The organism is Stenotrophomonas sp. 8(2023), from assembly GCF_030345295.1.
Classification (GTDB): domain Bacteria; phylum Pseudomonadota; class Gammaproteobacteria; order Xanthomonadales; family Xanthomonadaceae; genus Stenotrophomonas; species Stenotrophomonas muris.
This window is the reverse complement of the sequence record NZ_CP128404.1, coordinates 1678348-1703557: the sequence shown is the minus strand read 5'-3', so window position 1 is coordinate 1703557 and position 25210 is coordinate 1678348. Positions and strand designations below refer to the sequence as shown.

Sequence of the window (25210 nt, the reverse complement as noted above, 5' to 3'; positions counted from 1 at the left end):
GGGGGCGCTGCAACGGCAAAGGAAAGAGCGGATTCTAGCACCCGCGCAGCGCGGGGCATCACGGCCGGCAACCTGTTCAGGTAGGCGGTGAAACCGGGGTCAGAACCCTTTTCCCCTGGAAAAGGGATCTGACCCCATGCATCGCGCGGCGCCGCCGGAACTCAGAACTCCAGGTTGTCGATCAACCGGGTGGTTCCCAGGCGCGCGGCAATCAGCGCCACGCGGCCACCGCCGTCGAAGGTCGGCTCGGCCAGCTCCGGGGTGCGCAGCACCGCGTAGTCGACCTGGAACCCGGCTGCCTGCAATGCGGCCGTGGCGTCGGCTTCGATGCGATCACGTGCCTGCCCCGCCACGTAGCCCTCGCGCATGCCCAGCAGGGTGCGGTGGATGGTGGTCGCGACCGGGCGCTGTTCGTCGCTCAGGTACTGGTTGCGCGAACTCTTGGCCAGGCCATCCTCGTCGCGCACGATCTCAGCACCGACGATCTGGATCGGGAACGACAGCTCGGCCACCATCTGCCTGATCACGGCAAGCTGCTGGTAGTCCTTGCGGCCGAACACGGCCACGTCCGGCTGCACCTGCAGGAACAGGCGCGCCACCACCGTGCAGACGCCATCGAAGTGCCCCGGGCGGCTGGCGCCTTCCAGCACTTCACTGACACCCGGCGCGTGCATGCGCGTGGTCCTGTCCACGCCCAGCGGATACATCGTCTCCACGCTGGGCAGCCACACGGCATCGCAGCCGACCTGCTCCAGCCCGGCCACGTCGGCCTCGGGCGTGCGCGGGTAGCGACTGAAATCCTCGTTGGGGCCGAACTGGGTCGGATTGACGAAGATGCTCGCCACCACCTTGTCGGCGTACTGGCGGGCCAGCGTCACCAGCGAATGGTGCCCCCCATGCAGGTTGCCCATGGTCGGCACCAGCGCCACGCGCAGGCCCTCACGCTTCCACTGGGCGATCTGCTCGCGCAACGCGCCGAGCTCGTTGAAGGTCTGGATCATTGGGCGTAGGCGTGCTGTTCGTCGGGGAAGCTGCCGTCGCGCACCGCGTCGGCAAAGGCGCGGGTGGCACCGGCCACCGAGCCACCTTCGGCAAGGAAATCCTTGACGAACTTGGGACGGCGATGGCCACTGTCCAGGCCGAGGAAATCGTGCAGCACCAGCACCTGGCCATCGCACTGCGGGCCCGCGCCAATGCCGATGGTCGGCACATCCACCGCAGCGGTCACTTCGGCAGCGACCGGGGTCGGCACGCATTCAAGCACCATGATGCTGGCGCCTGCCGCGGCCACGGCCCTGGCGTCCTCCACCAGCTGGCGCGCAGCATCGCCGCGGCCCTGGATCTTGAAGCCGCCCAGTCGCAGCACCGACTGCGGGGTCAGGCCGAGGTGCGCGCAGACCGGAATCTCGCGCTCGACCAGGTAGCGGATGATGTCGACCTTGAAGCCGGCACCTTCGATCTTGACCATCTCGGCACCGGCCTGCAGCAGCTGCAGCGAGGCATCCAGCGCGCGTTCCGGGGTGGCATCGGCGCCGAACGGCAGGTCGGCCACCAGCAGCGCACGCTGCAGCACGCGGGCCACGGCCCGGGTGTGGTAGACCATGTCGGCCACGGTCACCGGCAGGGTCGAATCATGACCCTGCACGACCATGCCCAGCGAATCGCCGATCAGGATCAGATCGACGCCGTTGGCATCGAAGGTGCGGGCGAAGCCGGCGTCGTAGGCGGTCAACATGACCAGCTTCTGGCCATTGCGCTTGGCCTCGGCCAGGGCGGGAACGGTCCAGGGCTTGCTGTCTGCGTGGGTGCTCATGTGCTGATAACCGGGGGAGATAACCCGGGCATTATCACCCTATCGGCGCGATCCCGCAGGCATCGACCCGCATCACTGCATCCTGCACGCGTCCATGGCCAGGAATTGTAAGTTCCGGCGCGATTTCGGCCAGCGGCACCAGCACGAAGGCACGCTCGTGCAGGTACGGATGCGGCACCTTCAGCCCAGGCTGGTCGAGCGCCTGCGCGCCATACAGCAGCAGGTCCAGGTCCAGCGCGCGCGGGCCCCAGTGCACTGCCGGATCACGCGTGCGACCGAAGCGCTGCTCCAGCGCCAGCATGGCCTGCAGCAGCTCATCGGCCGGCAAGGTGGTTTCGACCGAGGCCACCGCATTGACGAACGGCGGCTGGTCTTCATTGCCCCAAGCCGGCGTTGCGTAAAGCCGCGAGGCCTGGCGCAGCCGGGTCCCGGGCAGGCCGTCCAGCGCGGCAATCGCCGCGCCGACGGTGGCGGCCGCGTCGCCGAGGTTGGCGCCGAGGCCGATCCAGGCGAGGGTCATCGCTTACTCGCCCGCTGCACCGGCCGCGGCACCCGGACGACGGCGGCGACGGCGGCGCTTGCGCGGCGCTCCGCTCTCGTCATCGCCATCTTCGCTGTGCATCGCATCCAGCGACGACTCCAGCTCACGACCGGACTGCGCCTGCGCTTCGCGCCAGAACTCGACATCGGCGGCGTGCTCGGACGACGCCACCTGGCGCAGGCTGAGGAAATCGAACGCGGCACGGAAGCGCGGATGGGTCAGGGTGCGGAACACGCGCTTGCGCTGGCGCGAGCTGAAGCGCGACTGCAGCAGCCAGATTTCCTGCATCGGCAGCGAGAAGCGGCGCGGCAGCGCGATGGTGCTCAACTGCTGCACGGTGACGCGGTCGGCGGCGCGGCGCTGCGCCTCTTCCGGTGCCACGCCCTGCTTGAGCAGGGTCGCCTGTGCACGGCAGAACGCCGGCCACAGCAGCAGCGCGAACAGGAACGCCGGCGAGACCGGTTCGTCGTTGGCCACCCGCGCATCGGTATTGGCCAGGCCCTCGACCAGCATGCGGCGCAGCGCGCCGGTGCGGTTGGCTTTCAGCGCCTTGGCGCTTTCCGGGAACAGCACGTCGAGCAGGCCGTAACGCTCAAGGCCTTCGAAGCTGGCCACGCCGTGTCCGGACAGGAACAGCTTGAGCACTTCCTCGAACAGGCGCGCTGGCGCGGCTTCGTTGAGCAGGCCGGCCAGGTGCGGGATCGGCGCGGCAGTACCCTCTTCGATCTGGAAGCCGAGCTTGGCCGCCAGGCGCACCGCTCGCAGCATGCGTACCGGGTCTTCCTGGTAGCGCTGCACCGGGTCGCCGATCAGCTTCATCAGGCGCGCCTGCACGTCCTCGAAACCACCGGTGTAGTCGCGCACCGAGAAGTCCTCGATGGCGTAGTACAGGGCGTTGCAGGTGAAGTCGCGGCGGATGGCGTCGTCTTCGATGGTGCCGTACACGTTGTCGCGCACGAGCATGCCGTTTTCCATCTCGCGGTCGCCGCTGCCGTCATCGCTGTTGGCACGGAAGGTGGCGACTTCGATGATTTCGCGACCGAACACTACGTGGGCGAGGCGGAACCGGCGGCCGATCAGGCGGCAGTTGCGGAACAGCTGCTTGACCTGCTCGGGCGTGGCGTCGGTGGCCACGTCGAAATCCTTGGGTTGGCCATTGACCAGCAGATCGCGCACCGCGCCGCCGACAAGGTAGGCGCCGAAGCCGGCATCGCGCAGGCGGTAAAGCACGCGCAGGGCGTTCGGGCTGATGTCCTTGCGGGAGATCGTGTGCTGGTCGCGCGGGATGACGCGCAGGCTGAACGGTGATGTAGCAGAGGAAATGATGTTGGCGCTTCCGGTTGAAGTTTCGGGATTGCCCAATGGCATCGAGGTGCATATACTAGCGCTCCTGCCTCGGCAGCGACACAGTTACGCTCCCTTCGTCTAGTGGTTAGGACGTGGCCCTCTCAAGGCTAAAACAGGGGTTCGAGTCCCCTAGGGAGCGCCAGTCGCCGCAGCAGGAACCGAAAAAGCCCGCCTTGTGCGGGCTTTTCTGTTTTCCGGGATTGCAGTGATTGCGGTCGGGTTGGTCGCTTTGGCGCCTCCCTGCAATCGGCTCGAGCCGGTGGGGTCACCCAGGGCAGGACACGCCGTGAACCCATCCATGGGGGCTCGATGGCGCCATCCTTGGCGCCAACGGGTCCTGCCCTGGGTGACCCCCACCGACTCTGGACGGTTTCCCGCCAGCTGCGGCAACAACCGACCAGCGCTTCGCCGCATCCGCACGCACCATGAAACTGTCAGGAGGGGGCAGGCCGCCCTCTCCAGGACCGTGAGCACCATGGATGGGCTCTTGCGCGTCCTGGAGAGGGCGGCCTGCCCCCTCACACTCTGGACAAGCAGGCGCCAACGGAACGCAACCGAAGCCAGTCGCCGTCAGCCTTCCATCTGCTCCAGCTCCTTGCCCTTGGTCTCGCGTACGTAGCGGACCACGAAGACGATCGAGAGGATCGCCGCGACCGCGTAGATGCCATAGGCGCCGGCAAGGCCGATGCCGGCCAGCAGCATCGGGAAGGTCACGGTGATCGCGAAGTTCGAGGTCCATTGCGCCGCACCCGCCACCGCCAGCGCCGGGCCGCGGATCTGGTTGGGGAACATCTCGCCCAGCATCACCCACATCACCGGGCCCCAGGACATGTTGAAGAACACCACGTAGACGTTGGCGGCGACCAGCGCCAGCCGCCCCATGCCATCGGACAGCTGCAGGCGCCCGCCGGCCAGGCTGCCGCTGGCAAACGCCACCACCATCAGCACCAGCGCCACCGACATGCCGACCGAGCCGACCCACAGCAGCGGCTGGCGCCCGATGCGGTCGATCAGCAGCACGGTGAGCAGGCAGGCGCCGATGCTCAGCGCGCCGGACAGCACATTGATCAGCAGTGCGTCGCTTTCAGAGAAGCCCACCGCCTGCCACAGCACCGCGCCGTAGTAGAACACCACGTTGATGCCGACCAGCTGCTGGAACATGGCCAGGCCGATGCCCACCCAGAGGATCGGGCGCAGCCTGCCGGTAGCCCTGCTGCGCAGGTCGCCGAAGCGCGGCTTGTGCTGGTCCTGTGCCAGGCTGGCTTCGATCTCGGCCTGCTTGGCCCGGGCAGCGGCCTCGCCGTACAGTCGCGACAACACCGCCCTCGCCTGCCCCTGGCGGCCCTTCAGCACCAGGAAGCGCGGGCTTTCCGGAATCACCAGCAGCAACAGCAGGAACAGCGCGGAGGGCAGCGCCTGCATCCAGAACATCCATCGCCAGGCTTCGTGGCCCAGCCACAGCGGCTCGGTCGAGGCGCCGGCGGCGCGGGCCAGCAGGTAATTGCTGAGGAAGGCCGCGAACAAACCGCAGATGATGGCCATCTGCTGCACCGTGGCCAGCCGGCCGCGATAGCGCGCCGAGGCGACTTCGGCGATGTAGGCCGGTGACATCACGCTGGCCGCCCCCACCGCAAAGCCGCCCAGCACGCGGGCCGCGATGAACAGCCAGGACGCGTGGGCCGCCCCGGCGCCCAGCGCCGAGACCAGGAACATCAGCGCGGACACGATCAGGACACCACGGCGCCCCAGGCGGTCGCCCAACCAACCGGCCAGGAATGCACCGACCGCGCAGCCCAGCAGCATCGAGGCAACTTCGAAACCCAGCGCCGCCTCGCTGGAGTTGAAGGCCTGGCGCAGGCCATCGACCGTGCCGTTGATGACACCACTGTCGAAGCCGAACAGGAAGCCACCAAGCGTGGCCACGCAACTGATCAGGACGATGAACGCCGTGTTTTCACCACCGTGGGAGGCGGTGCGGGACGGGGCCTGGGACATGGACGATCCTGCTGGGAAGGGAGCCCGGCCACCAGGACCGGTTGTCGCGCAGCCTCGCACACGCCCTGCCGTGCCGCCAATGGCCGCGCCTGCCAGACGCCCGTTTTCCGTCCCATCCCGACACCGGGGGCCAACCTGTTCTAGAATTGGCGGGTTCAGGAATCGATCCACCCCCAGCCCATGCCCTTTGTCGTCACCGAAAACTGCATCAAGTGCAAACACACCGATTGCGTGGAAGTGTGCCCCGTGGATTGCTTCCACGAAGGCCCGAACTTCCTGGTGATCGACCCGGATGAGTGCATCGACTGCACCCTCTGCGAGCCGGAGTGCCCGGTCAACGCGATTTTCCCCGAGGACGACGTCCCCGCCGGCCAGGAAGGCTTCGTTGCCCTCAATGCCGAGCTGGCGAAGGAATGGCCGGTGCTGACCGTGCGCAAGGACCCGCCCGCCGACGCCGGCGAATGGGACGGCAAGCCGGACAAGCTGAAGCTGCTGGAGCGCTGAGAAGCGCCCGCGGCGGCAACGGAAAAGGGCGCCCATGGCGCCCTTTTCTGTTCTCGGTAGGTGCCAACCTTGGTTGGCACAAAAGCGCCGACCAAGGTCGGCCTCTACCAAGGCACGTCTTCCGGTAGGTGCCGACCTTGGTTGGCACAAAAGCGCCGACCAAGGTCGGCCTCTACCAAGGCACGTCTTCCGGTAGGTGCCAACCTTGGTTGGCACGGAAGCGCCGACCAAGGTCGGCCTCCACCAGGGCGACCCTTACTGAGCCAGCTTCGCCTTCAGCGCGGCGATCAGCTTCACCGGCGCTTCGGCGGTGGCCGGCAGGCCACGCGGGTCGACCGCGGAGATGTAGGCACCTGCATCAACCGCCACCACGCGGACCAGGAAGTTGCTGCCTTCGTAGGCCACGTCGTACGAGCCCAGCAGCTGCGCGCGGCTGGCGATGGTCACGCCTTCGACGCCTTCCAGCGCGGTACCGACCTTGGCGAAGGCTTCATCCTTGCCACCGGCAATGGTGAAACCGGTGTTGCCCACCGCCGGGGCTGCGGCGACCGGCGCCGCCGGCTTGGTGGCCGAGGCCAGTGTCGGCACCTTGTTGTCGGTGGTGGCGTTGGGCAGGTTCAGGTCCGGCGGTACTTCCAGCGGGCGCATTTCCGGGGCCAGGGCGTAGTCGCCCTTGACGCCACGCTTGAAGCAGCCGGTGGTGCCGGCCGCAACAGCTACAGCAAGCAGGGCGTAGGACAGCACGCGGACAGTGGAAACGGATTGACGCATGTGAATCTCCTGGGTCAGACCAAGACGGAAGGTCAGTGGCTGGAAAGGGCTTCGAGGGCGGCGATGTCGCCGGCAAGGTGGTCGGCCGCGGGATGATGTGCTGCCGACAGCGGCAGCAGCGGCAGGCGCAGGTCATGGCCGATGCCGATGCGGCGCAGCAGCGCCTTGACCGGGATCGGGTTGGGTTCGACGCCACAGAAATCATGGAAGGGATGCAGGCGCGCGTCCCACGACTCGGTGGCTTCTTGGTCGTGCGCGGCAGCCAGCTCGCACATCCGGCGATACGCGCCCGGAAGCACGTTGGAACCGACCGAGATCAGGCCATCGATGCCGGCCCGGATCGAACGCGCGGCGGTGCCGTCGTCGCCACTGAGCACCGCGAACGTCGGGCTGCGCAGCGCCAGCAGCGCCTGCACCCGGCCGGTGTCACCCACCGCTTCCTTGATGCCGACGATATTGGGGTGGCTGGCCAGTTCGGCCACGGTCTCCGGCTGCATGTCGCAGCCGGTACGGCCGGGCACGTTGTACAGCACGACCGGCAGCCCGCCCTGGTCGGCCACCGCGCGATAGTGCGCGATCAGGCCAGCCTGCGTCGGCCGCACGTACGGCGGGGTGACCACCAGTGCGTGGCTGGCGCCAAGGGCGGCGGCACGGCGGGTCTGTTCGATGGTCTTGGCGGTGCCCGACAGGCCGGTGCCGGCCATGACCGGGATGCGGCCGCCGATGCGTTCGACGGCGCTGGCCAGCAGCTGGTCGTACTCGGCATCGGTCAGGGTCGCCGCTTCGCCGGTCGAGCCAGCCACGACAACGCCATGGACGCCACCCTCCAGTTGCAGGTGCAGCAGGCGCTGCCAACCATCGGGATCGAGGGCGCCGTCGGCCCGGAACGGGGTCGCCAGCGCGGTGATGAGGCCGGAAAGGGACAAGGACGTGCTGCTCTTGGCTGGGAAGGGAAACGCCCGCCACGAAAGGCTGGGGGCGGCCTGAATGTTACTTGCGGCGCGAAAGCACGGGCAAGTATGCTGGACACCGGTGGATCCCCGCCTCTGGCGGGCATTCAGACTCACGCATGCATTACCCGGAATCGCCTTGACCGACACCACCCCGCGCCCCGCGCCGAGCGAAAACCACCTCCTGATCAACGCCTATACGACGCATCCGGAGTCCCCCCTGCTGTCCGTCACCCGCCGCATCGCCGACAGCGGCTGCAACCTGGTGGACGCACGCCTGGCCACGGTCGGCCGCGATGTCTCGGTCACCGCCCTGGCCACCGGCTCCTGGGACTCGGTGGCCAAGCTCGAGGCGATGCTGACCCGGCTGGAGCGCGAGGAGGGCCTGAAGCTGGTCTGGTACCGCACCGCCGCCAAGCAGGCGCAGTCCAACCTGCTGCCATACATCGTCGAAGTGATCGCCGCCGACAAGCCGGGCATCCTGTTCCAGCTGGCCGACTTCTTCGACCGCCAGGGCATCACCATCGAGAACCTGCAGAGCACGCGCTACCGCGCCATGCAGACCGGTGCGGAAATGTTCAGTGCACAGGTCACCATCGGCGTGCCGGCCAACATGCACATCGCCGCGCTGCGCGACGATTTCCTTGAGTTCTGCGACCACCTGAACCTGGACGCGATCATGGACCCGATGAAGTTCTGAATGAATTCCTGATTTTTCGCGCGCCTCTCACGGGCGCGTGGCGTTTCATGCAATTGTCTTGGAAAGAACCCAGGCTCGACAGAAGGACCTCATGAACAACGGCGATACCCTGGACAGCACCACCCTCTCCCTGCCGCTGGCGCTGTCCGGTGGCGACCAGGCCACCCTCGGCGACTATGCCGGCCAGTGGCTGGTGCTGTACTTCTACCCCAAGGACAGCACTCCCGGCTGCACCACCGAAGGTATCGACTTCAACGCGCTGCTGCCGAAGTTCAAGAAGGCCGGCGCGGTCGTGCTGGGCGTCTCGCGCGATTCGGTGAAGTCGCACGACAATTTCTGTGCCAGGCAGGGCTTCGGCTTCCCCCTGGTCAGCGATGGCGACGAAGCGCTGTGCAGCGCCTTCGACGTGATCAAGATGAAGAACATGTACGGCAAGCAGGTACGTGGCATCGAACGCAGCACCTTCCTGATTTCCCCCGACAGCCGCATCGTGCAGTCCTGGCGCAAGGTCAAGGTCGCCGGCCATGCCGATGCCGTTCTCGCCGAACTGAAGGCCTCCCAGTCCAAGTGAGTCCCACTGCCTACTGTGTCTGCCATCACCCTGCCAGGCAGCAGGCCGTGGTGGTTTTTCCCTGTCCGTAACCAGGAATCGACGATGACCCGAGGCAAGCGCATCTACGTGCTGGATACCAACGTGCTGATGCACGATCCGACCGCGCTGTTCAAATTCGAGGAGCACGACGTTTACCTGCCCATGCAGGTGATCGAGGAGCTGGACAACGGCAAGAAGGGCACCTCCGAAGCGAGCCGCAACGCCCGCCAGGTGAGCCGCTTCCTCAACGAGCTGGTGCAGGCCTCCGGCCTGGACAACCTGGCCGACGGCATTCCGCTGCAGCGCCCGAATGGGCTGCAGCTGCGCGGCAAGCAGAGCGCCGGCAAGCTGCGCTTCCAGACCAGCCATTTCGACGCTGGCAAGAGCTTCGGCAAGGTGATCCCGGACAACGCCATCCTCGGCGCGATCCTGGCCCTGAAGGAAGAAACCCCCGACCTGCCGGTGGTGTTCGTCTCCAAGGACATCAACCTGCGGATCAAGGCCGCCATCGCCGGCATCGTGTCCGAGGACTACGAGAACGACCGCGCGCTGGACGATTTCAGCCTGCTCTACACCGGCGCTACCGAGCTGCCGGAAGACTTCTGGAAGCGCCACGGCGACGACCTGCGCAGCTGGAGCGACAAGGGCCGTACCCATTACGAAATCCAGGCGCAGGACGGCGAGGAGTGGTACCCGAACCAGTACGTCTACCTGCCCGGCGAAGATGAAGTCGAGCTGCGCGTCAGCCGCGTGGTCGGTGACGGCAAGGTGGTGCTGTCGCTGGTCGATGATTTCCGCCACGGCAGCCACGCCGTGTGGGGCATCAGCGCACGCAACCGCGAGCAGAACTTCGCCCTCAACGCACTGATGGATCCGGAGATCGACTTCGTCACGCTGCTGGGTACCGCCGGCACCGGCAAGACCCTGCTGGCGCTGGCCGCCGGCCTGGCGCAGACGATGGACCAGCAGCGCTACCGCGAGATCATCATGACCCGCGCCACGGTCAGCGTCGGCGAAGACATCGGTTTCCTGCCCGGCACCGAAGAAGAGAAGATGACGCCGTGGATGGGCGCGCTGACCGACAACCTGGAAGTGCTCACGCACAACCAGGAAGGCGGCACGTGGGGGCGCCAGGCGACCAACGACCTGCTGGCCAGCCGCATCAAGATCCGCTCGATGAACTTCATGCGCGGCCGCACGTTCCTGTCGCGCTACCTGATCCTGGACGAGGCGCAGAACCTCACCCCGAAGCAGATGAAGACGCTGATCACCCGCGCCGGCCCCGGCACCAAGATCGTCTGCCTGGGCAACGTCGAGCAGATCGACACCCCGTACCTGACCGAGACCACCTCGGGCCTGACCTACGCGGTGGATCGCTTCAAGAACTGGCCGCATAGTGCACACATCACCCTGCGCCGTGGCGAGCGTTCGCGCCTGGCCGATTACGCTTCGGAGGTGTTGTGAACCGCCGCACCCGCCTGCTGCTGCCCACGGCTGCAATCACCCTCGCAGCCGTGCTGGGCGCCTGCACCACTACGCGCGGCCCGGCCAGTGTGCCCACCGCCGAGCGCACCGGCCAGTCCTGGGTGGTCACCCGCCCGATCATCGCCGCGCAGGTGCTCGACACCTGCTCGCGGCCCAGCCCCGGCCGCGAGGCCGGGCGGGTCAGCGGCTACTGGGCACCCAGCCGGCAGCAGATCGACCAGCTGGAAGCGAATCTGTCTTCGCTGGAGGCCCAGGTGCCGAAGGTGCTCGACTTTGACCGGCAGTACGTCGGCATCGAAAGCGCAGGCCGACGCCTGATCTACATCAATGCCTTCCACCTGCCCGACGACAGCGGCATCAATCCGGCCCGCGAAGCGATCCGCGTCTGCGATGGCGGCGCGCAGTTCTGGGGCGCGGTGTTCGACCCGGCCAGCAACACCTTCAGCGAGCTGCAGTTCAACGGCGGCTTCGGCGGGCCCTGAGGGGCCCCGCCGATGGGAATACGCCTGCCCACCTGGGTCTGGATCGGCGCGGTCGCGCTCTCGTGCGTGGCCGGCATGGTCAACGTGGTCGGCTTCCTCGGTTTCGAGCACCAGGCGGTCAGCCACATGACCGGCAGTACCAGCCAGCTCGGCATGGCACTGGCCCAGGGTGACTGGCGCGCGGTCGGCCACCTGTGGGGACTGCTGATCGCGTTCTCGCTGGGCGCAATGCTCAGCGGCCTGCTGATCCAGGACAGCACCCTGCAGCTGGGCCGACGCTACGGCGTGGCGCTGGCGCTGGAGTCAGCACTGTTGCTGGTAGCCATTCCGCTGTTCGAACGGCACCAGATATGGGGTGCACTGGCCGCTGCCATGGCCTGCGGCCTGCAGAATGCGATGGCCACCACCTTCAGCGGCGCGGTGGTGCGCACCACCCACCTCAGCGGCATGTTCACCGACCTCGGCATCGGCTTGGGCCACCTGCTGCGCGGGTTGCCACTGCAGGTACGGCGACTGACCCTCAGCGGCCTGATCATCAGCGGCTTCCTCGCCGGCGGCATGATCGGCGCCTGGCTGTTCGTGCGCTGGCAGTACGACGCCCTGCTCGCCCCGGCCCTGCTCACCGGCCTGACCGGGCTGGGCTATGTGCTGTACCAGCAGTGGGCGCGCTGGCGACATTGAGGGCCGCGCTCCGGGGGTCAGATCCCTTTTCCTGCGGAAAAGGGATCTGACCCCATCTACCGGCCCCCATCTCCCGCATCAACGCTACCTCCTTTACCGTGACCACGGCACAATCGCTGGATGAGCCCGACCACTCCCGTTTCCGCCCTCACCATCGCCGGCTCCGACTCCGGTGGTGGCGCCGGCATCCAGGCCGACCTGAAGGCCTTCGCCGCACACCGCGTGCATGGCCTTTCCGCGATTGCTGCACTGACCGCGCAGAACACCCGCGGCGTCATCGCCGTGCATGTGCCGCCGATCGATTTCCTGCGCGCGCAACTGGACGCCTGCTTCGACGACTTCGACATCCACGCGGTGAAGCTCGGCATGCTGGCCAACGCCGAGGTGATCAATGCCGTCGCCGATGCATTGGAGCGCCATCGCCCGCCACACGTGGTGCTGGACCCGGTGATGGTCGCCACCAGCGGCGCGCGCCTGCTGGAAGACAGCGCCCTGCAGGCGATGCGCGAGCGGCTGATCCCGCTGGCCACGCTGATCACCCCGAACACGCCGGAAGCAGAGCTGCTGGTCGGACGGAAGATCGGCAACGGCGATGACGCGGAGCGCGCCGCTTCCGCCCTGCTCGACCTGGGCGCCGGTGCGGTGCTGCTCAAAGGTGGCCATCTGCAGGAAGGCAACCGCGTGATCGACCGCTACTTCGACGGCGTCAGCAGCGAAGAATTCATCCATGCCCGCCTGCCGCTGGACGCACATGGCACCGGCTGCACGCTGGCCTCGGCCATCGCCGCGCAACTGTGCAACGGCTTGAGCCTGGCCAATGCCTGCGAAGCCGGTATCGACTACGTTGCACGCGGCCTGCAGCAGGGCTATGCCCCCGGCCGCAGCGAGGTGCTGGTGCTCGATCACTTCGGCGCGGCACCCCACGCATGAGCCTCACACCGGACGTCCTCGCCGTGCAGTGCGCTGATGGCCATCGCTACGAAGTGATTGCCTGCGTGCCTGCACAGCCCATCGCGCGCCTGCTGTGGCTGCCGGCACTGGGCGTGGCCGCGCGCCACTACCTGCCGCTGGCGCAGGCGCTGGCGGCGAAGGGCGTGGCGGTGTACCTGCACGAGTGGCGCGGCAATGGCAGCAGCTCACTGCGGCCGTCGCGCACGCAGGACTGGGGCTATCGCGAGGTACTCGAACAGGATCTGCCCACCAGCCAGGCGGTCCTTGTCGCGGCGGATGACGAGGCCGGCGCGCTGCCCTGGATCATCGGTGGCCACAGCCTCGGCGGTCAGCTGGCCTGCGTGCATGCCGGCCGCAATCCGCAGCACTTCAACCGCTTGTGGTTGGCGGCCAGCGGCTCACCGTTCTGGCGCGGCTTCCCGCCACCGCGCGGCTGGCTGCTGCCACTGGTCTACCGCTTCCTGCCGTGGATCGCACAGCGCCAGGGCGTGCTGCATGGCCGGCGCCTCGGCTTCGGCGGCACCGAAGCGCGCGGACTGATCGCCGACTGGGCGCGCGTCGGCCTGAACAACCACTATGCCGCGGCCGGCATGGACGAAGACCTCGACGCACAGATGGCGCGCGTGCATGGCAGCGCGCAGGCGGTGTTGATGGAACACGACTGGTTGGCACCGACCGGATCGATGCAGACATTGCTGGCCAAGCTGCCGAATGTGGACGCGCAGCTGCGCGTGCTGTCGGCGCAGGAACTGGGCACGCGTGCGGATCATTTCGCCTGGTTGAAGGCCCCTGACGCTGTGGCAGACCGCTTTTTCATTCAGTTGGATGAAAATTTTCACAAAACTGTTGACGGTACGCGCCGACATCCGCATAATTCCGCTCCTGTCGCAGGGCGCCCGTAGCTCAGTTGGATAGAGTACCTGGCTACGAACCAGGCGGTCGGGAGTTCGAATCTCTCCGGGCGCACCACTCGACAGGTTTTCAGCATCCGCCGCTGGAAATGCAGTAAAATTTGATTGTGTACCGCGCGCCCGTAGCTCAGTTGGATAGAGTACCTGGCTACGAACCAGGCGGTCGGGAGTTCGAATCTCTCCGGGCGCACCATACACAGTCAGCACAACAAGTTTATGTAATTGGCGCCCGTAGCTCAGTTGGATAGAGTACCTGGCTACGAACCAGGCGGTCGGGAGTTCGAATCTCTCCGGGCGCACCATTACACCGAAACAGCAGGCCTCGGCCTGCTGTTTTTTTTATGCGTGTTTTTCGGCAGGGCTGCGCCCTGCACCCCTGGTAGTGCCGGCCGCTGGCCGGCAACCTCAACGGCAACAGCAGAAGCTGGCATTCCGTGGGTTGGCGGGGCGGTGTCGGATTGCGGGGACGCCGCAAGTACGTCCATGTAGCAACTGTGTTGATGGAGGGGCTTGGCCCCTCCATCAACACAGTTGCTACATGGCGATCGTCGAGATCCAGGCTTACACGGCGGCCCACGCCGGCTCTCGACACCTACGCTGCCAGATTCCGATCAGATAAGGCTTGGCAGCCGCTTGCTCGTGTGCGCTTTCCTGCGCACACGGCAAGACCGGGGTTGGGCGTCCTGCCCAACCCGCCCGAGGCATGCCTCGGGCCCATGCGGCTGACACCCCGCACTCCGACACCGCCCCACCTTCGACAGGTTCACGCGGCTGTTGGTAGGTGTCGACCTTGGTCGACGCATCTGTCAGATATCGAGTGAATTCATCCACGCATGACGTGGATCTACCGTGTCGACCAAGGTCGACACCTACCAGAGCAGTACGCCGTTCCGACAGATCGCGGAAAACTGTCGAAGGCGGGGTGGGTCCGGTTGCGGGAGTGTCCGCGGCATGGATGCCGCGGCCAAGCCCCCATGGGTGAGGGCGCTTTGCTTGCGAAGCACTGCTTCGCAAGCGCCCGAACGCACAGCCGCCAGCGGCTGGGCCGGCCTGGGGGTTTTCGGCGTCTCCCGCAGCCGGACCCAACCCGCCACCTCACGGAATGCACGCTGTTGCTGTTGCTGTTGCTTTGGCCTCGGCGGGTGCAGGGCGCAGCCCTGCCAAACCCTACCCCTTGGCCATTGCCTGCCACCACTGCGACAGCAGCTCCGGCCTGCGCAGGCGCTCGCGCCACCACCGCAGTGCCGCGCCGTCCTCGCCGGTGCGCCAGGCCAGCCAGAACGTTTCCTCCGGCTTGTGTTCCTCCACCTCGCGGATCACCAGCTGGCCACGCGCCACTGCAGCGCGCGCGCACGGCTCGGGCAGGAAGCCGAAGCCCACACCTTCGCATTGCAGCTTCAGTTTGCTGGCCATGTCAGGCACGGTCAGCATCTCCTGCCCCATCAACAGGCCCACCGTGCGCGGCAGCAACCGCCGCGCCGAATCAGAAACGGCGATCGCGCAGTGCTCGACCAGCTGCTCGCGACCGAGCACGCCCGGCACCTTGGCCAACGGATGATCCGGTGCGACCGCGAACACGAACTCCACCGTGCCCAGCGGCTCGACCACGTAACCACCGCCACTGGGCCCCTCGCCCGGCGCCCCGACCAGCAGGTCGGCGCGCCGGTCCAGCAGGGCCTCCCAGGTGCCGGACAGGGCCTCGCCGATCAGCCGCAGCCGGGTCGGCGCCTCGGCCTCACGAAACGCGGCGATGTCCGGGCCCAGCAGCCAGGTCGGGAACACCGAGTCCACCGCCAGGGTCAGTTCGGTCTCCCAGCCCGACGCCACCCGGCGCACCCGCAGCTCCAGCTCGCGGGCCGCACGCAGGAGATGCCGACCCTCGTCCAGCAGGGCGCGTCCGGCCTCGGTCGGTTCGGCACGCGGGCCGACCCGGTCGAACAGCTGCACGCCCAGATCCTCCTCCAGCTTGGCCACAGTGTAGGAAATGGTCGAGGGCACCTTGTGCAGGGCCTTGCCGGCGCCGGCAAAAGAGCCGCGGCGGTCGATGGCATCCAGGATCTGCAGGGCATCGAGGCTGAGCTTGAGCATTCGAATTTTTCGATGATGGCCGTCAAAACTATCCGTTTTTCAAACCCCGGGCGCAAGCAGATACTTCTCTCCAACGGGGAAACACGGCAACTACCGCCTCACCCCGCCCCATCGAAACCATCGAACAAGGAGATTCCATCATGCTGCAGATCCGCAAGAGCGCTACCCGTGGCCTGGCCGAGCATGGCTGGCTGTCCTCGCGCCATACCTTCTCCTTCGCCAACTACTACGACCCCCGCTACGTCAGCTTCGGCCCGCTGCGGGTGATCAACGAAGACAAGGTGATCGGCGGCCAGGGCTTCGGCACCCATAGCCACAGCAACATGGAGATCGTTTCCTATGTGCTGGGCGGCGCGCTGGAGCACAAGGACTCGATGGGCACCGGCTCGGTGCTGCGCTACGGCGACGTGCAGCGCATGAGTGCCGGCAGTGGTGTCAGCCACAGCGAATTCAACCACTCGGCCGACGAGACCGTGCACTTCCTGCAGATCTGGATCTTCCCGGACCGCGAGAACATCACGCCGTCCTACGAGGAGACCCACTTCGCCCCGGAGACCAAGCGCGGCCAGCTGCGCCTGATCGCTTCGCCGGACGGCGCCGACGGTTCGCTGCGCATCCACCAGGATGCCCGCATCTTCGCCACCATCCTCGATGGCGGCCAGAAGCTGCACCACGCGCTCGGCAATGGCCGTGGTGCCTATGTGCAGGTTGCCCGAGGCCAGCTGCAGGTCAATGGCATCACCCTGGAAGCCGGTGATGCACTGCAGGTCAGCGACGAAGCGCAGCTGACCCTGGAAAACGGCAACGACGCCGAAGTACTGGTGTTCGACCTGCCGCTGTAACCACAACGCCCGCGATGCCGCAAAGCATCGCGGGCGCATTTCCGTAGAGCCGAGCCCACGCTCGGCTGCGGTGTGACAGCCAGCCGAGCGCGGGCTCGGCTCTACAGGACCCGCGTCAGAACCTGTACGTCATCGCCAGCCGCACATTGCGCGGCTCACCCCAGGTGTAGGTGCTGTACCAGCTGAAGATCGTGTAGTAGCGCTTGTCCAGCAGGTTGTTGACGTTGAGCGTGGCCGACAGGCGATCACTGAATTCATAACGCGCCATCGCATCCAGCAACCAATACGGTTGGGTGCGATGTACCACCTTGGCCTGCGTGGCCGGGTTGGTGATCTCGCCGAAGGTGGAATCCTGTCGTGCGGTGCGACGCGCCGCGCAGGCTCAGCCGCCGATGGCGGCGCAGGCCTCCAGGATCAGCGCGGTCACTTCCTTCGGCTGCGAGGCCAGCGAGGCATGGCTGGCATCCAGCTCCAGCAATCGCTTGGGCTGGATGCGCGTGGCCATGGCCTTCTGGTTGTCCGGCGCGATCATGCGGTCCTGGCGGGACAGCTGGTACCAGCTCGGCTTGTGCTTCCAGGCCGGATCGCTGACCGCATCACCGAAGGTGCTCGCCAACGGCGCCTTCTGGGTCACCGCCATCACCCGGCCCTCGTCGGCGCTCAGGTCCTGGCAGAAGCTCTCATGGAACCTGTCCGCACGCAGCCACAGGTAGCCATCGCTGTCCGGTGCCAGGTTCGGCGCTGCCTCCGGCAGGTGCTGCTGGGTGATGCCACCGGGGCTCTCGCCGGCATCAGGCGCGAAGGCAGCGATGTAGACCAGGCCCTTCACGTTGGGCTCGCTACCGGCCTGGCTGATCACCGCGCCGCCGTAGGAGTGGCCGACCAACAGCACCGGCCCGTCGATCTGCCGGATCATTTTCCGGGTGCGTCCTGCGTCGTCGGCCAGCGAGGTAAGCGGCAGTTCCACCGCCTGCACGCGGTCGTGGCCGTTGCGATGCAGTTCCAGGATCACCTTGGCCCAATGTGCGGCCCCGCCCCAGAATCCATGGACAAGGAGGATGGTCGGTGTCGTGCTCATGTACAGGTCTCCGGCAGCGGCCGGCGGGATGCCGACTGTGCAGCCACTGTCCGTGCGTGGCGTTAATCGCTGGTGACGCAATCGGGTCACTGCAATCGTATGCGTCGTTTGATGTCATGCATGGCACTTGCCGACCTGGCCTGATAACGATTTCATGGAGCTCTCCCCGAGCTTCGCATCACGCATGACGCCTTCATCCCCACGTGCCCAGCAGCACGCCACCCGTGCCGCCTTCTTCATTCCCGGATTCGCCGCCGCCGCGTGGGCACCGATGGTCCCCTACGCCAAGGCCAAGGCCGGGCTGTCCGACGCCAGCCTCGGTGCCGTGCTGCTGTGCCTCGGGCTCGGCTCGCTGCTGGCGATGCCACTGGCCGGTGCGCTGACCGGACGGCTGGGATGCCGGCGCCTGCTGGTGGCCAGTTGCGCAGCGTTGCTGCTGGCACTGCCATTGCTGGCACTGGCGCCCTCGCCGCTTGCGCTGGGCGCCGCCCTGTTCTTGTTCGGCGCCGGTGTGGGCGCGATGGACTGCACGGTGAACATGCAGGCCGTGGCGGTCGAGCGCGACGCCGGGCGCGCGATGATGTCCGGCTTCCACGCCTTCTACAGCATCGGTGGATTCGTCGGCGCCGGCTGCATGACCGGGTTGCTGATCCTCGGCACGCCGCTGTGGCTGGCCGCGCTGCTTTCGGTGGCCGCGCTGCTGCTGGTTGCCGTGCTGTCGGCACCGCACTGGCGTCCGCAACGGATCCTGCACGAAGGCCCGCTATTGGCGCTGCCGCACGGCGTGGTCCTGTTCATCGGCGTGCTGGCCTTCGTGGTGTTCCTTGCCGAGGGCTCAATGCTGGACTGGAGTGCGGTGTTCCTGGCGGAAGTGCGGCAGGTACCGCGCGACCAGGCCGGGGCCGGCTTTGCGTTGTTCACCCTGGCGATGACCGCGATGCGCCTGTTCGGCGACGGCATCGTCGAGCGCCTCGGCCGGACCCGCACGCTGGTCATCGGCGGCATCACCGCTGCGGCGGGCTTTACCCTGGCCACGCTGGTGCCCTCGTTCCCGGTGGCGTTGGCCGGCTACGTACTGGTCGGGCTGGGCTGCGCCAACATCGTGCCGGCGCTGTTCTCGATGGCGGGCCAGCAGCGGGTGATGCCGGAGAGCATCGCCATCACCGCGGTGACCACACTGGGTTACGCCGGCATCCTCGCCGGTCCGGCAGCGATCGGCGCACTGGCGCATGCCACCAGCCTCGGTTTCGCCTTCCTGTGCGTGGCCGCGCTGCTGCTCGGCGTCGCGGCGTCTGCCCGCGCACTGGCACGACGCGTGGCCTGACAGAAAAAGGGGACGGAGGGGATTAAGTCGTTTCCCGCACACCTGGCCTGGAAACGACTTAATCCCCTCCGTCCCCTTTTCTCAGCTGCGCGCCAGCCACTCAGCCTGGGCCGGCAGCTGCGGTGCCGGGCACGCGCTCTGCGGATGGTGCTCGTCGCGCGCCATCCAGTCATCGACCACGCCCGCCAGCAGGTCCAGCCGCAGCGGCAGGGTGATGTGGTCCTCGCCGCGCATTTCGATGTAGTGCGCGCGCGGATTGGCCTGGGCCAGTTCGCGGCCCTGGCTGACCGGAATGTGCTGGTCGCCCTGCCCGTGCAGCAACAGCACGCAGGCGCGGGTATCGGCCAACGCACGCGCGACGTCCACGCGGTCCAGATCGACGTCGATGCGGCGGCTGGCGGCGGCGATCACCTGGTTGATGTCCTGGCCGCCGTAGCGCCAGCGCGCGTACGACGCCACCGCCTGCGCCTTCAGGCCTTCCGGCTGGAGCCCCATCAGGTGCGGGATCATGGTGCGGATCGCCACGCCGGCATTGGCGAACGATTCCATCGCCACCACGCCTTCGACCTGGTCACCCAGCTTGTCGGCGGTGAACACCGCCGTGGCCGCACCATAGGACACACCGAACAGGTACAGCGGCCCGGTCACTTCGCCGCGCGCGCGCAGCTCGCCGATCACATCGACCACGTCATCCGACTCATAGGTGCCATAGCCGGACGGGCCGGTGCCGGACTGGCCATGGTTGCGCAGGTCGAGCGTGACCACGCGGTAGCCGGATTCGGCCAGCTGCAGCGACCATGGCAGCATCGAATCACCGTTCATCATCCACCCATGCAGCAGCACCACGGTGCCGCGCGGCGCCTGCGCGCGGAACGGCTGCGGCACGGCCAAGCTCAGGCCGGTATCCAGCGGCAGGCCGTTCTCGTGGCGCTGCGGCAGGTAGCGGTAACGCGCGCCGTAGTCGCCCGGATCGAATACGCGCCAGAAGATCGGCACGCCATCGCGGCCCGCCGCGAAGCCATGGCGGTTGGGCAGTTCGGCGATGGCCGCGGCGATGCGCGGACGATCGAGCAGGGTCGACACGCCACCCGGCGCGATCAGCTGATCGGCGAGTGAGGTGGACGAGGCGTTGATCGAGGATGAGCATGCAGCCAGCCACAGGCCGGCGCACGCCAGCAACAACAGCAGCAGGCGCTTCATATCACGTCATAGGGATGAATCAGACAGATTGGGACGGTAACGCCCAATAGACCGGCCATCTATCGCGCACGGATGACGGCTTGATGACAACGCAGGAACGATTCAGTTTGGTGTAAAAGCTGTATCCGTTCAGTCATTGATCCGGATCAATGAACGCGCGCCCGGGAGTGCCCACAGTGCCGCCATGCGCATCTCGTTCAAGCTCGCCATTGCCCTGGCCGCCACGGTGGCCGCCGCCTACGGCATCGCCCGCAGCACGCCCTACTGGTTCGCACCGCGACAGACCGCGCACGTCGACATCCACGATCCGGCGCTGATCGCGCAGGGGCGCTACCTGTCACGTGCCGCCGACTGCGCGGCCTGCCACACCGCGCCGGGCGGCAAGCCGTTCGCCGGTGGCCTGGGCATGCAGACGCCGATGGGCACGATCTATTCGACCAACATCACCCCCGATCCGGACTCCGGCATTGGTGCCTACGACTACGCCGATTTCGAACGCGCGGTCCGCCGCGGCATCCGCCACGACGGCCAGCCGCTGTATCCGGCGATGCCGTATGCCTCGTACGTGATCGCCAGCGATGCCGAGATCAAGGCGCTGTATGCCTATTTCATGGGCTCGGTGCAGCCGGTGAAGCAAAGCAACGCCGACAGCACGATTCCATGGCCGGCCAACATGCGCTGGCCTTTGGCATGGTGGCAGCTGCTGTTCGCGCGCCCGCGCAGCTTCAACCCGGATCCGTCGCTGGATGTGGGCCAGCAGCGTGGCGCTGAGCTGGTTGAGGGCCTGGCCCACTGCGGCGCCTGTCATACACCACGTGGGCTGGCGTTCCAGGAGAAGGCGATGGCCGACGATGGCAGCCGCCAGTTCCTGTCCGGCTCGGTGCTGGAAGGCTGGTATGCGAAGAACCTGCGCAATGAATCGACCGGCCTGGCCAGCTGGAGCGAGGGCGAGATCGTCGACTTCCTGCGCACCGGGCGCACCGATCGATCGGCAGCCTTCGGTGGCATGGCCGACGTGGTCGAGCACAGCACGCAGTACCTGTCCGACGCTGACCTGTTGGCCATGGCGCGCTACCTGAAGCAGCTGCCGGCGCGTGAGGGACGCAGTGCGCAGTGGTCGCCTGGTACCGACACCACCACCGCCGCGCTGCGTAGTGGCGACTATCGCGTGGCCGGTTCGCTGGCCTATGCCGAGCACTGCCAGGCCTGCCACCGTGCCGACGGGCGCGGCATGCCACGCGTCTATCCTGCCCTGGCAGGCAACTCGATCGTGTTCGCCGACGATCCCAGTTCGCTGGTGCAGGTGACCCTGATCGGGGGTCGCACCCCGCACACCCCGCACGACCGCATGGCCTTCACCATGCCCGGCTTCGAGCAGCTGCCGAACGCGCAGCTGGCACAGATCCTGACCTTCATCCGCAGCAGCTGGGGCAACCAGGCCAGCGCGGTGAGCGAGGTCGAGGTGGCACGCATGCGCCGGGTGGTGCGTGACAAGCCGGTGCACTTCGTTCCGCAGGAGGCCGCACGATGAAGCGTTCGCGCAAACGTTCCCGCCTGCTGCTCGGTAGTGCGATCACCGTGGTGCTGCTGGCCGGTGCGGGCACCCTCGCCTATCGTCACCTGCACCCGGGCCTGGATGCCGCCGTAGCCAGTACGATCGATATCCTCGATGCACAGGGCAAGGTGGTCGCCCACTACCACGCGCCCAGTGCCGAGGAGATCGCCGGACTGGGCAATGCCGAATCGGTGATGCTCGGCCGGCGCATCCTCAACGAGACCGCGCGCCTGCTTCCGGACAACGTCGGCAACGATCTGAACTGCAATTCGTGCCACATGGCCGAGGGCAAGCGATCGTTCGGCAACCACTACTTCAATACCGGCGGCGGTGCCTATCCGCGCTACATGCCGCGCCCGGGCAAGGTGATCGGGCTGACCGAGCGCATCAATGGCTGCCTGCAGCGCTCGATGAACGGCAAGCCGCTGCCGAAGGACGCACCGCAGATGCGCGCGATGCTCGACTACATGGCGTGGCTGAGCAGCCCGGTGCCAGAGGGTGCAAAAGTGGCCGCGCCCAGTGAGGGCCCCATCGACAGCACGCTGACTCCGGACCCGGTCCGCGGCCAGGCGCTGTATGCCGTGCAGTGCGCCGCCTGCCATGGCGACAACGGCGAAGGCCGACGCGATGCCAGCGGTGACATCGCCTTCCCGCCGCTGTGGGGCGACCACAGCTTCAACATCGGTGCCGGCATGGCGCGCCTGTACAAGGCGGCCGGTTTCATCAAGCACAACATGCCACCGGCAGTGACCCGCGCACCGCCGCTGGGGCAGCAGGTGATGCCGGACCAGGATGCGGTGGACATCGCCGGCTATTTCATCAACCAGCCGCGGCCGGACTTCGCCAACAAGGGCAAGGACTGGCCGCGTGACCCGAAACCCAAGGACGCACGGTACTGAAGCAGGCGGCGGGTGCCGGCCGTCGCAGAACACGATTCCTGCATCGCCACGTCATGCCGATGTCATTGGCGCTGCCGACACTCCGGGGCTTCCCTGCTCTGAAGGTCCGGTCTCGATGCGAACGTCTGCGCGCTTTCCCCGTGTCTCGCTGCTTGCCCTGCTGATCGCTCCCGCACTGGACGCCCTGGCCGAAGCACCGCAGGGCGATGCCGCTGAAGCGCGCAGCAGTGAGGCCCGCACCCTCGACCAGGTGCAGGTGATCGGCCAGGCCACCAGCTATGCCAAGACTTCCGTGCGTGCGGAAACGCTGAACCGGCAGACCGTGATGAGCAGCGTCAACGACGCGCTCAACGAAGTGCCCGGCGTGGTGGTCAGCGAGGCCGATGCCACCGGCTCGTCGGTGTGGGGCACGCAGATCAGCATGCGTGGCTTCGTCACCAACCGTGATACCCAGCAGATCGGCACCACCATCGACGGCCTGCCCAATGGTGGCTCGGGTTACGGCGGCGGCTCGCTGGCCAACCGCTACATCGACACCCTCGACCTGGAAACGGTGGAAGTCAGCCAGGGCACTGCCGATATCTCCTCGCGCTCGAACGAGGCCCTGGGCGGCACGCTCAACTTCCTCACCAGCGATCCGCTGCAGGACAGCCGCCTGCGCTTCGTGGTCGGCACCGGTGACAACGAGGCACGCAAGTACTACGTGCGCTACGACACCGGCCTGCTCGGCGGCCACACCCGCGCCTGGGTCAGTGCCTCGTCGGCGCGCGTGCATGACTGGATCGATGGCAGCGGCAAGACCAGCAATGACCACATCGCCGGCAAGTTCATCACCGAACTGGATCGCTGGACCCTGACCGGCTACCTGTCCTACAACGATGCGGACGAGCCGGAGTACACCAGCGTCTCACCGAAGGGCTTCGCGACCAATCCGGATCGCGACAACCTGGTCGGTACCCTCACCGGCATTCCCTACCTGGACCAGAACTACCGTTCCGGCTCGCGTGCGCTGCGCGAGAACACCTTCGGCTACCTGCGCGCGGCCTTCGACGGTGGCAACGGCTTCAAGGCCTCGGTGGCCGCCTACGGGCACCGCATGCAAGGCCGCGGCGACTGGCTGCCACCGTATCTGGCGCAGGTCAGCGATGACGGAGCCGGTCGCCCGGAGTCGGAATACCTCGGTGGCAAGACCGTGTACGGCGGCAGCAACCGTGGCCAGATTTTCTTCGTCAATCCCGATGGCAGTGCCGCGCAGCGCCTGGCCAGCTGCAGCCCGCGCCTGGGCTTCACCGCCGAGTACGATCCGAACTGCTACGCCGGCAACGTGCTGGGCGCGCAGTCGTATCGCCACACCCACTACGACAACGACCGCATGGGCGTGACCGCCGACGTCGAATGGCGCCAGACTTTCGGCGCAGTCGACAACACGATCCGCGGCGGCCTGTGGGTGGAGAAGCTGGACCGTTCGGCACGCCGCGACTGGCATCGCCTGCTCAACGTCGGCCAGGACATCGCCTTCGACCACCAGCCGTACTGGGTACAGTTCGAGGACAAGTACAAGGTCGACGAACAGATGTACTACGTCGAGGACGTGGCGCGGTTCGGGCCGTTCAGCGCACGTCTGGGCGTGAAGCAGTTCTTCGTCGACCAGTCGCGCCGCCGCGTGATCGGTGCCAGCGAGCACGTCACATCCGATTCCAGGTCCGACCCGCTTCTGTCCACCGGCTTGACCTGGGCGCCGGGCGTGGAAGGCATGGAGCTGTTCGCCGGCTTCTCGCAGAACTTCGCCGCGATTCCTTCCGGCGTGCTCGGCGAGACCGACCCGCAGCGCTTCCGCAACGTCGAGCCGGAGACCGCTGACAACATTGAAGTGGGCATGCGCATCAGCCGCTGGCCCCTGACCGCCTCGGTCACGCTGTACAACATCAAATTCGACAACCGCATCGTCTACCTGCCGGCCGGCTTCGTCAGCGGCATCGACTACCTGGGCGAGACCGACGGCGTCTACGAGAACTTCGGCGGCGTGGAAAGCAACGGCCTGGAAGCGGCGTTCGGCTATGGCTGGGACAACGGCTGGCGCCTCAACGCCGCCTATACCTACAACCGCTCCAAGTACCTGGGCAGTGGCGATGCCGCGCGTGATACCCAGCTGGGCATCGTCGACGGCGCCAAGGTGATCGGCCAACCCGAACAGACCCTCGTACTCTCGGCGGACTGGCAGGGCGAGAACTGGAACTTCGGCCTGTCCGGCCGTTACCTGGGCACCCGCTACCTCGACGCCGCCAACGTCAACAAGCTGCCCTCGGCCACCGTGTTCAACGCGAACATCGGCTTCGACCTGCAGGGCCTGTCGCCGCGCCTGAAGGGCATGGGTGCCAACCTGGTGGTGAGCAACCTCACCGACAAGCGGTATCTTGCGGGGGTGGACGGCCGCGACAACGCCTTCATCGGCGCTCCGCGCACCGTCGGCATCTCCTTCCGTGTGGACCTGTGAGTGAGCC

At 66.9% G+C, this 25210-nt stretch carries 23 protein-coding genes, 4 tRNA genes and 1 pseudogene; 17 read left to right on the top strand and 11 right to left on the bottom strand.

Annotated features, from left to right (window positions below; translation table 11 throughout):
* Window positions 1–161: 161 nt before the first annotated feature.
* The 4 genes from panC to pcnB are packed head-to-tail and all read right to left on the bottom strand — an operon-like array spanning window position 162 to window position 3716.
* A complete protein-coding gene (gene panC / locus QP609_RS07970) occupies window positions 162–1001 on the bottom strand; it encodes a pantoate--beta-alanine ligase (protein ID WP_014646750.1) in 840 nt (279 codons plus the stop codon).
* Entirely contained in the window at window positions 998–1813 is an 816-nt protein-coding gene (panB, locus tag QP609_RS07965; RefSeq protein ID WP_014646749.1) for a 3-methyl-2-oxobutanoate hydroxymethyltransferase, read from the bottom strand. The genes panC and panB overlap by 4 nt, the downstream gene beginning before the upstream one ends.
* A gap of 34 nt (window positions 1814–1847) precedes the next feature.
* Window positions 1848–2333 (bottom strand): 2-amino-4-hydroxy-6-hydroxymethyldihydropteridine diphosphokinase, encoded by a 486-nt coding sequence (gene folK, locus QP609_RS07960; protein ID WP_032960824.1) that lies wholly within the window; start codon window positions 2331–2333, stop codon window positions 1848–1850.
* A 3-nt stretch (window positions 2334–2336) separates the two neighbouring features.
* Window positions 2337–3716, bottom strand: coding sequence for a polynucleotide adenylyltransferase PcnB (gene pcnB / locus QP609_RS07955; protein ID WP_032960826.1), 1380 nt, complete (start codon window positions 3714–3716; stop codon window positions 2337–2339).
* Between the two features lie 52 nt (window positions 3717–3768).
* On the opposite strand from pcnB, the gene QP609_RS07950 reads away from it, so the two are divergent.
* Window positions 3769–3843 (top strand) — tRNA-Glu (locus QP609_RS07950).
* A gap of 428 nt (window positions 3844–4271) precedes the next feature.
* Here QP609_RS07950 and QP609_RS07945 read toward each other — a convergent pair.
* On the bottom strand, window positions 4272–5696 hold the full coding sequence (locus QP609_RS07945; protein WP_164110099.1) for a sugar porter family MFS transporter: 1425 nt from the start codon (window positions 5694–5696) through the stop codon (window positions 4272–4274).
* A gap of 180 nt (window positions 5697–5876) precedes the next feature.
* Between QP609_RS07945 and fdxA the strand changes: the two genes are divergently transcribed.
* Window positions 5877–6200, top strand: a complete 324-nt coding sequence (fdxA, locus tag QP609_RS07940; protein ID WP_005409054.1) for a ferredoxin FdxA — start codon at window positions 5877–5879, stop codon at window positions 6198–6200.
* A 255-nt stretch (window positions 6201–6455) separates the two neighbouring features.
* Here fdxA and QP609_RS07935 read toward each other — a convergent pair whose 3' ends face one another.
* Together QP609_RS07935 and dapA are read right to left on the bottom strand one after the other, a co-directional pair.
* The gene (locus QP609_RS07935) at window positions 6456–6971 is read right to left on the bottom strand and encodes a hypothetical protein (RefSeq protein WP_032960832.1); all 516 of its coding nucleotides are present in this window, start codon (window positions 6969–6971) and stop codon (window positions 6456–6458) included.
* A 32-nt stretch (window positions 6972–7003) separates the two neighbouring features.
* On the bottom strand, window positions 7004–7897 hold the full coding sequence (gene dapA / locus QP609_RS07930) for a 4-hydroxy-tetrahydrodipicolinate synthase (protein ID WP_046429935.1): 894 nt from the start codon (window positions 7895–7897) through the stop codon (window positions 7004–7006).
* 163 nt (window positions 7898–8060) lie between these two features.
* On the opposite strand from dapA, the gene QP609_RS07925 reads away from it, so the two are divergent.
* The 10 genes from QP609_RS07925 to QP609_RS07880 all read left to right on the top strand — a co-directional run bounded on the left by QP609_RS07925 (window position 8061) and on the right by QP609_RS07880 (window position 14025).
* Window positions 8061–8621: a glycine cleavage system protein R gene (locus tag QP609_RS07925; RefSeq protein WP_005409051.1), complete on the top strand. Its 561-nt coding sequence runs from the start codon at window positions 8061–8063 to the stop codon at window positions 8619–8621.
* Between the two features lie 91 nt (window positions 8622–8712).
* Window positions 8713–9192, top strand: a complete 480-nt coding sequence (locus tag QP609_RS07920; protein ID WP_014646743.1) for a peroxiredoxin — start codon at window positions 8713–8715, stop codon at window positions 9190–9192.
* 84 nt (window positions 9193–9276) lie between these two features.
* Window positions 9277–10677, top strand: coding sequence for a PhoH family protein (locus tag QP609_RS07915; RefSeq protein WP_014646742.1), 1401 nt, complete (start codon window positions 9277–9279; stop codon window positions 10675–10677).
* Complete coding sequence (locus tag QP609_RS07910; protein WP_014646741.1) at window positions 10674–11180, top strand: hypothetical protein; 507 nt, start codon at window positions 10674–10676, stop codon at window positions 11178–11180. Before QP609_RS07915 ends, QP609_RS07910 begins: the two co-directional genes overlap by 4 nt.
* Before the next feature lie 12 nt (window positions 11181–11192).
* Window positions 11193–11861: a YoaK family protein gene (locus tag QP609_RS07905; RefSeq protein WP_014646740.1), complete on the top strand. Its 669-nt coding sequence runs from the start codon at window positions 11193–11195 to the stop codon at window positions 11859–11861.
* A gap of 120 nt (window positions 11862–11981) precedes the next feature.
* Complete coding sequence (gene thiD / locus QP609_RS07900; protein WP_046429932.1) at window positions 11982–12791, top strand: bifunctional hydroxymethylpyrimidine kinase/phosphomethylpyrimidine kinase; 810 nt, start codon at window positions 11982–11984, stop codon at window positions 12789–12791.
* Complete coding sequence (locus QP609_RS07895) at window positions 12788–13714, top strand: alpha/beta fold hydrolase (RefSeq protein WP_142234573.1); 927 nt, start codon at window positions 12788–12790, stop codon at window positions 13712–13714. The genes thiD and QP609_RS07895 overlap by 4 nt, the downstream gene beginning before the upstream one ends.
* Window positions 13705–13781: transfer RNA gene (locus tag QP609_RS07890), tRNA-Arg, on the top strand. Before QP609_RS07895 ends, QP609_RS07890 begins: the two co-directional genes overlap by 10 nt.
* 58 nt (window positions 13782–13839) lie before the next feature.
* Window positions 13840–13916, top strand: a tRNA-Arg gene (locus QP609_RS07885).
* 32 nt (window positions 13917–13948) lie between these two features.
* Window positions 13949–14025: transfer RNA gene (locus QP609_RS07880), tRNA-Arg, on the top strand.
* An 865-nt stretch (window positions 14026–14890) separates the two neighbouring features.
* Here QP609_RS07880 and QP609_RS07875 read toward each other — a convergent pair.
* A complete protein-coding gene (locus QP609_RS07875; RefSeq protein ID WP_046429929.1) occupies window positions 14891–15811 on the bottom strand; it encodes a LysR family transcriptional regulator in 921 nt (306 codons plus the stop codon).
* 140 nt (window positions 15812–15951) lie between these two features.
* Between QP609_RS07875 and QP609_RS07870 the strand changes: the two genes are divergently transcribed.
* Window positions 15952–16653: a pirin family protein gene (locus QP609_RS07870; RefSeq protein ID WP_014646736.1), complete on the top strand. Its 702-nt coding sequence runs from the start codon at window positions 15952–15954 to the stop codon at window positions 16651–16653.
* A gap of 115 nt (window positions 16654–16768) precedes the next feature.
* Here the strand turns inward: QP609_RS07870 and QP609_RS07865 are convergent.
* Together QP609_RS07865 and QP609_RS07860 are read right to left on the bottom strand one after the other, a co-directional pair.
* Window positions 16769–17014, bottom strand: a pseudogene (locus tag QP609_RS07865) (TonB-dependent receptor); the annotation flags it as partial.
* Between the two features lie 21 nt (window positions 17015–17035).
* Window positions 17036–17731, bottom strand: coding sequence for an alpha/beta hydrolase (locus QP609_RS07860; RefSeq protein WP_014646735.1), 696 nt, complete (start codon window positions 17729–17731; stop codon window positions 17036–17038).
* 184 nt (window positions 17732–17915) lie between these two features.
* Here QP609_RS07860 and QP609_RS07855 point away from each other — a divergent pair, with 184 nt between their 5' ends.
* Window positions 17916–19055, top strand: a complete 1140-nt coding sequence (locus QP609_RS07855) for an MFS transporter (protein WP_289213924.1) — start codon at window positions 17916–17918, stop codon at window positions 19053–19055.
* An 81-nt stretch (window positions 19056–19136) separates the two neighbouring features.
* On the opposite strand, the gene QP609_RS07850 is transcribed toward QP609_RS07855, so the two are convergent.
* The gene (locus QP609_RS07850; protein WP_014646733.1) at window positions 19137–20255 is read right to left on the bottom strand and encodes an alpha/beta fold hydrolase; all 1119 of its coding nucleotides are present in this window, start codon (window positions 20253–20255) and stop codon (window positions 19137–19139) included.
* 184 nt (window positions 20256–20439) lie between these two features.
* Between QP609_RS07850 and QP609_RS07845 the strand changes: the two genes are divergently transcribed.
* The 3 genes from QP609_RS07845 (at window position 20440) to QP609_RS07835 (ending at window position 25203) form a co-directional block, all read left to right on the top strand.
* Window positions 20440–21786, top strand: coding sequence for a cytochrome c (locus QP609_RS07845; protein WP_197621507.1), 1347 nt, complete (start codon window positions 20440–20442; stop codon window positions 21784–21786).
* The gene (locus tag QP609_RS07840; RefSeq protein ID WP_197621508.1) at window positions 21783–22709 is read left to right on the top strand and encodes a c-type cytochrome; all 927 of its coding nucleotides are present in this window, start codon (window positions 21783–21785) and stop codon (window positions 22707–22709) included. The genes QP609_RS07845 and QP609_RS07840 overlap by 4 nt, the downstream gene beginning before the upstream one ends.
* A gap of 115 nt (window positions 22710–22824) precedes the next feature.
* Window positions 22825–25203 carry a TonB-dependent receptor gene (locus QP609_RS07835; protein WP_197621509.1) on the top strand — a complete coding sequence of 793 codons (2379 nt, stop codon included), beginning with the start codon at window positions 22825–22827 and terminating at the stop codon, window positions 25201–25203.
* Window positions 25204–25210: the final 7 nt, after the last annotated feature.

What these genes read in the sequence shown, in the direction of transcription:
- panC (WP_014646750.1), bottom strand. Translation starts at nt 1,001, where the DNA reads ATGATCCAGACCTTCAACGAGCTCGGCGCGTTGCGCGAGCAGATCGCC.
- panB (WP_014646749.1), bottom strand. Translation starts at nt 1,813, where the DNA reads ATGAGCACCCACGCAGACAGCAAGCCCTGGACCGTTCCCGCCCTGGCC.
- folK (WP_032960824.1), bottom strand. Translation starts at nt 2,333, where the DNA reads ATGACCCTCGCCTGGATCGGCCTCGGCGCCAACCTCGGCGACGCGGCC.
- QP609_RS07945 (WP_164110099.1), bottom strand. Translation starts at nt 5,696, where the DNA reads ATGTCCCAGGCCCCGTCCCGCACCGCCTCCCACGGTGGTGAAAACACG.
- fdxA (WP_005409054.1), top strand. Translation starts at nt 5,877, where the DNA reads ATGCCCTTTGTCGTCACCGAAAACTGCATCAAGTGCAAACACACCGAT.
- QP609_RS07935 (WP_032960832.1), bottom strand. Translation starts at nt 6,971, where the DNA reads ATGCGTCAATCCGTTTCCACTGTCCGCGTGCTGTCCTACGCCCTGCTT.
- QP609_RS07920 (WP_014646743.1), top strand. Translation starts at nt 8,713, where the DNA reads ATGAACAACGGCGATACCCTGGACAGCACCACCCTCTCCCTGCCGCTG.
- QP609_RS07915 (WP_014646742.1), top strand. Translation starts at nt 9,277, where the DNA reads ATGACCCGAGGCAAGCGCATCTACGTGCTGGATACCAACGTGCTGATG.
- QP609_RS07905 (WP_014646740.1), top strand. Translation starts at nt 11,193, where the DNA reads ATGGGAATACGCCTGCCCACCTGGGTCTGGATCGGCGCGGTCGCGCTC.
- thiD (WP_046429932.1), top strand. Translation starts at nt 11,982, where the DNA reads ATGAGCCCGACCACTCCCGTTTCCGCCCTCACCATCGCCGGCTCCGAC.
- QP609_RS07895 (WP_142234573.1), top strand. Translation starts at nt 12,788, where the DNA reads ATGAGCCTCACACCGGACGTCCTCGCCGTGCAGTGCGCTGATGGCCAT.
- QP609_RS07875 (WP_046429929.1), bottom strand. Translation starts at nt 15,811, where the DNA reads ATGCTCAAGCTCAGCCTCGATGCCCTGCAGATCCTGGATGCCATCGAC.
- QP609_RS07870 (WP_014646736.1), top strand. Translation starts at nt 15,952, where the DNA reads ATGCTGCAGATCCGCAAGAGCGCTACCCGTGGCCTGGCCGAGCATGGC.
- QP609_RS07860 (WP_014646735.1), bottom strand. Translation starts at nt 17,731, where the DNA reads ATGAGCACGACACCGACCATCCTCCTTGTCCATGGATTCTGGGGCGGG.
- QP609_RS07855 (WP_289213924.1), top strand. Translation starts at nt 17,916, where the DNA reads ATGACGCCTTCATCCCCACGTGCCCAGCAGCACGCCACCCGTGCCGCC.
- QP609_RS07850 (WP_014646733.1), bottom strand. Translation starts at nt 20,255, where the DNA reads ATGAAGCGCCTGCTGCTGTTGTTGCTGGCGTGCGCCGGCCTGTGGCTG.
- QP609_RS07845 (WP_197621507.1), top strand. Translation starts at nt 20,440, where the DNA reads ATGCGCATCTCGTTCAAGCTCGCCATTGCCCTGGCCGCCACGGTGGCC.
- QP609_RS07840 (WP_197621508.1), top strand. Translation starts at nt 21,783, where the DNA reads ATGAAGCGTTCGCGCAAACGTTCCCGCCTGCTGCTCGGTAGTGCGATC.
- QP609_RS07835 (WP_197621509.1), top strand. Translation starts at nt 22,825, where the DNA reads ATGCGAACGTCTGCGCGCTTTCCCCGTGTCTCGCTGCTTGCCCTGCTG.